This is a genomic window from Actinomadura sp. HBU206391 (assembly GCF_014323665.1).
GTDB lineage: Bacteria > Actinomycetota > Actinomycetes > Streptosporangiales > Streptosporangiaceae > Actinomadura_C.
Genome location: NZ_JABVEB010000388.1, coordinates 1 through 4,009, shown reverse-complemented (window position 1 = coordinate 4,009; position 4,009 = coordinate 1). Strand labels below are relative to the sequence as shown.

4 protein-coding genes are annotated in these 4,009 nt (G+C 71.0%); 3 read left to right on the top strand and 1 reads right to left on the bottom strand.

Annotation, left to right across the window (positions count from 1 at the left end):
* Positions 1–229 precede the first annotated feature (229 nt).
* Positions 230–1,036, bottom strand: coding sequence for an MBL fold metallo-hydrolase (locus HKK72_RS36975; protein WP_187239044.1), 807 nt, complete (start codon positions 1,034–1,036; stop codon positions 230–232).
* A gap of 222 nt (positions 1,037–1,258) precedes the next feature.
* On the opposite strand from HKK72_RS36975, the gene HKK72_RS36970 reads away from it, so the two are divergent.
* The 3 genes from HKK72_RS36970 to HKK72_RS36960 all read left to right on the top strand — a co-directional run bounded on the left by HKK72_RS36970 (position 1,259) and on the right by HKK72_RS36960 (position 3,935).
* Positions 1,259–1,924 (top strand): MBL fold metallo-hydrolase, encoded by a 666-nt coding sequence (locus tag HKK72_RS36970; RefSeq protein WP_187239043.1) that lies wholly within the window; start codon positions 1,259–1,261, stop codon positions 1,922–1,924.
* Between the two features lie 369 nt (positions 1,925–2,293).
* Entirely contained in the window at positions 2,294–2,989 is a 696-nt protein-coding gene (locus HKK72_RS36965; RefSeq protein ID WP_187239042.1) for a slipin family protein, read from the top strand.
* 109 nt (positions 2,990–3,098) lie between these two features.
* Complete coding sequence (locus tag HKK72_RS36960) at positions 3,099–3,935, top strand: aldo/keto reductase (protein WP_315987631.1); 837 nt, start codon at positions 3,099–3,101, stop codon at positions 3,933–3,935.
* The last annotated feature ends 74 nt before the right edge of the window (positions 3,936–4,009 follow it).

Here is a 4,009-nt window from a genome sequence, read left to right as displayed (position 1 = left end):
TACCGGTTCCCCTAGGGCCTGGTGATAGGGCCTGGTGACAGACAGGTCACTCTCAGGCTAGCGAGGGGGTACGACAGGATTGTCCAGAACGAAGCCTCCCCGCCTCGCCACACTCCCGAGACCGTACACGTGTTCGAAGTATGCCCGCGACCGGATGCGACAAGAATCACCGGCAGGGCTCACAGGCAAGTTCACGAGGGAGTTCACAGGGGCAGGTTCACAGCGCGGTTCAGCCGTCGTCGAGGGCGAACCGGAGATAACGCTCCGCCGACCTCCGTACGGCCGCGGCCCCGTCCACCTCGACGATCTTGCGCCACCACGCGCCGTACACGCGCTCGAAGGGGTAGGGCTCCAGCAGGCGGAGCGCACGCCGCACCGTGCGCGGACGCTCGGGGATGAGGTTGGGATAGCTGTACATGAAGCTCACCCAGCGGCGATCTTGGACCACCTGCACGATGTCCCCGGAGAACAGGGCGCCGGCCCCGTTCTCCGCGTCCCGCCAGTGCAGGACCTGGCCGCCGTCGAAGTGCACACCCGCGTTGATCAGGGTGAGCCCGTCGGCGATCTCGAGGGTGTCGCCCTCCCAGAACTCCACCGCGTCGTCGGGCCGGGCCAGCCATCGCCGGTCGGCGGCGTGGACGTGGACCGGGGCGTCGAAGGCGTGCGCCCACTCGATCATCGTTCCGTAGAAATGCGGATGACTGATCGCGATCGCGCTCACCCCGCCGAGCTCCCCGATCTCGCGGACGAGGTCGTCGTCGACATGAGTGATCATGTCCCAGAGGACGTTGCCCGACGGCGAGCGGAGCAGCAGGGCCCGCTGGCCGATGGCGATCGGCGGGGTGGAGCCGATCCCGATGACGCCGGGCCCCTCCTCCTCGACCCGGCCGCGGTGACCGGCCGCGCGCAGTTCGTCGAGGGTGGTCCACCGCTGCCCGGTCCAGCCGACGTACTGGCGCTCGTCCTCGCAGATGGGGCAGTCCGGACGCGGCTCACCGTATTGCACGCCGCACGTGACGCAGATCGGGTGGCTCATACCGTCGCATCCAATCAGCTCCGGCCCGCGGCGGTGGCGCGGTGCCCATGGCCGTACCCGACCACCCGGCCCACCCGGCCCGCCCGGCCCTCCTGGCAAGCCCGGACGAGTCGGCGGGGCCGGAGATTCGGCCCGGTGCGCGATATCGCCCCCGCGATGGGGAAAAATGAGAGGGCCGCTGATCGCCCGGCCTCAGGCGTTCGCCATCGACTGGAGGAGCACATGACCTACACCGGAGATGTTCAGGTCGGCGGCGAACCGGACGTCCGTGAGCTGCCCGGCCTCACCGTGACCAAGGTCGCCGTGGGGCCGTACGACAACAACGCCTACGTCCTGCGCTGCGCGGCCACGGGTGAGCAACTGCTCATCGACGCCGCCAACGAGGGCAGCCGGCTGCTCGAGCTGATCGGCGATGGCCCGCTCGGCCATGTCGTCACCACCCACCGGCACCAGGACCACTGGCAGGCGCTCGGCCAGGTGGTCGAGGCGACGCACGCCCCGGTGGTCGCGCATCCGTACGACGCCGACATCCTTCCGGTGCCGGTCACCGAGCGTGTGGAGCACGGCGGCACCGTACAGGTGGGACGGACCAGCCTGGAGGTCATCCACCTGCGCGGCCACACCCCCGGCTCCATCGCACTGCTGTACGACGCCGGCGGCGAACTCGCCGACTCCCCGCACCTGTTCACCGGCGACAGCCTGTTCCCCGGCGGCGTGGGCAACACGTGGGGAGACCCGTCGCTGTTCAACCAGCTCCTCGCCGATGTGGTCGAGCGCGTCTTCGACCGGCTGCCGGACTCGACCTGGATCTACCCCGGCCACGGCAAGGACACCACGCTCGGCAAGGAGCGGCCCGCCCTCCCCGAGTGGCGCAGCCGCGGCTGGTGAGGTCCTGGCGGGAGGCCGGCCCGCCCAGAGCCAGTTCTCAGGTGCCGACCACCGGATTGCCCCGAAAACCGCTCGCGTCGACGATCGCACGGCCCTACCTTGATCTCCGGATGCTGTTCTGAGCAGCGCCCCGGCATCGCCGGTCGGCGTCCTGCGCATCGTGGCGTCCAAACCCTTGGCCGGGTTCCGACCCTGAGGTTCGACTCCTCGTGCGGGCGGCGCTCCTTCGCCTCGCCACTTCGGTGGCATCGGGTCGCTCGGCTCTGCGGGCTCCCGGCTTCGGCCGGGGACGCCCCCGCCGGCCCCCGAGGGCTGGGAGCGCCGTCCGCCCCGGATCGATCCGGCCACCCGGAGTTCATGGAGGCGGCAATGGCGCGTGTGACAGTGATGGAGTGGCAGCGGACCCTGCTGTTCGTCGACGGGCGCCTGGACCGGGTGCTGGAGCCCGGGCGGTATCGCTACCGGGCCAGGCGCTCCGAACTGGTGACCGTGGAGATGCGGCCGCGCCTGCTCCACGTGAACGGCCAGGAGGTCATCACCCAGGACGGCATCTCCGTGCGGATCAGCGTGGTCGTGACGTGGGCGGTCGCCGATCCGGTGGTCTTCGCGACCGGTGCCGAGTCCTCACAGCTCGCGCTCTACGCCGCGGTCCAGGAGGCGATCCGGCACTCGATGACGACCGCCACGCTGGAAGACCTGCTCACCGACCGAGGCCGGATGTCCGCAGGTCTCCCCGAGGCGCTGACGGAGCGTGCCGCCGCGCTCGGCATCACGGTGACGGAGGCCCACGCACGCGACCTGATGCTGCCGGGCGAACTCCGCCGGGCCGCGCAGGAGACCCTGCTGGCCCGCGAGCACAGCCGCGCCGAGCTGGAGCGGGCACGCGGTGAGGCCGCGGCGCTGCGATCGCTGGCCAACACCGCCCGGCTGCTCGAGGAGCATCCGTCGCTGCTGCAGCTGCGCACCCTCCAGGTCGCCGCCGAGCCGGGCACGCGCATCATCCTGGATCCGCGCTCCCTCACGGGCGACGGCCGGCGCCCCGACCCTGGAGCCGGGGAGATCTGAGCCGGCGGATATCGTCGGCAGTGGTCACGCCCGTGCCCGGCCCCGCACGCAAGCACTCCTCCGCGGGGGCCGCGAGGGCGCCTCTCTCCAGCGCGAAGGATCCTGTCACGTGAGCACGCCCGCCGTCCCGACCGTCAAGCTCGCCAACGGCGCGTCGATTCCCCGGCTGGGCCTCGGCACCTGGCCGATGTCCGACGACCAGGCGGAGGTCGCGGTAGCCCAGGCCGTCGAGGCCGGGTACCGCCTGGTCGACACCGCGTACGCGTACGGGAACGAGGATGGAGTAGGGCGCGGCCTGCGGGCGAGCGGGGTGCCCCGCGAGGAACTGTTCGTCACCACGAAACTCAACGGCGAGTGGCACGGTTACCAGGCCGCGCAGGAGGCCTTCCAGGCCAGCGCCGGCCGCCTCGGCCTCGACTATGTCGACCTGTACCTCATCCACTGGCCGCTGCCGAGCCGGGACCGGTTCGTCGACGCCTGGAAGGGCCTGGTCAAGCTGCTGGAGGACGGCCGCGTACGGGCCATCGGCCTGTCGAACTTCAAGCCGGCGCACATCGACCGCGTGCTGGCCGAGACCGGCGTCGTCCCCGACGTCAACCAGATCGAGCTCAACCCCACGGTGACGCGGAACGCCACCCGCGCCTACAACACCGAACACGGCATCGTCACCCAGTCGTGGAGCCCCATCGGCCGCGGCGGCGCCCTGCTGGCCGAACCGGTCATCACCGACCTCGGCGAACGGTACGGCAAGACCCCCGCGCAGATCGTGCTCCGCTGGCACATGGAACTGGGCCTCATCACGGTGCCCAAGTCCGCCGACCCCGACCGGATGAGGGCCAACCTCGACATCTTCGACTTCGCCCTCACCGCGGACGAGGTCGGCGCGATCAGCGGTCTCGACCAGGGCGAGGCCGCCGCCACCGACTCCGACGTCTTCGGCCACTGAGCCGGCCGCCCTGAGCCGGCACCTGGGCGCCCGGCGCAGGGCGGATGACGTCGCTGCCGGTCAGCGCACGATCT

Excerpts from the sequence above, each read along its gene's own strand:
- HKK72_RS36970 (WP_187239043.1), top strand. The coding sequence starts at position 1,259 with ATGACCTACACCGGAGATGTTCAGGTCGGCGGCGAACCGGACGTCCGT.
- HKK72_RS36965 (WP_187239042.1), top strand. The coding sequence starts at position 2,294 with ATGGCGCGTGTGACAGTGATGGAGTGGCAGCGGACCCTGCTGTTCGTC.
- HKK72_RS36975 (WP_187239044.1), bottom strand. The coding sequence starts at position 1,036 with ATGAGCCACCCGATCTGCGTCACGTGCGGCGTGCAATACGGTGAGCCG.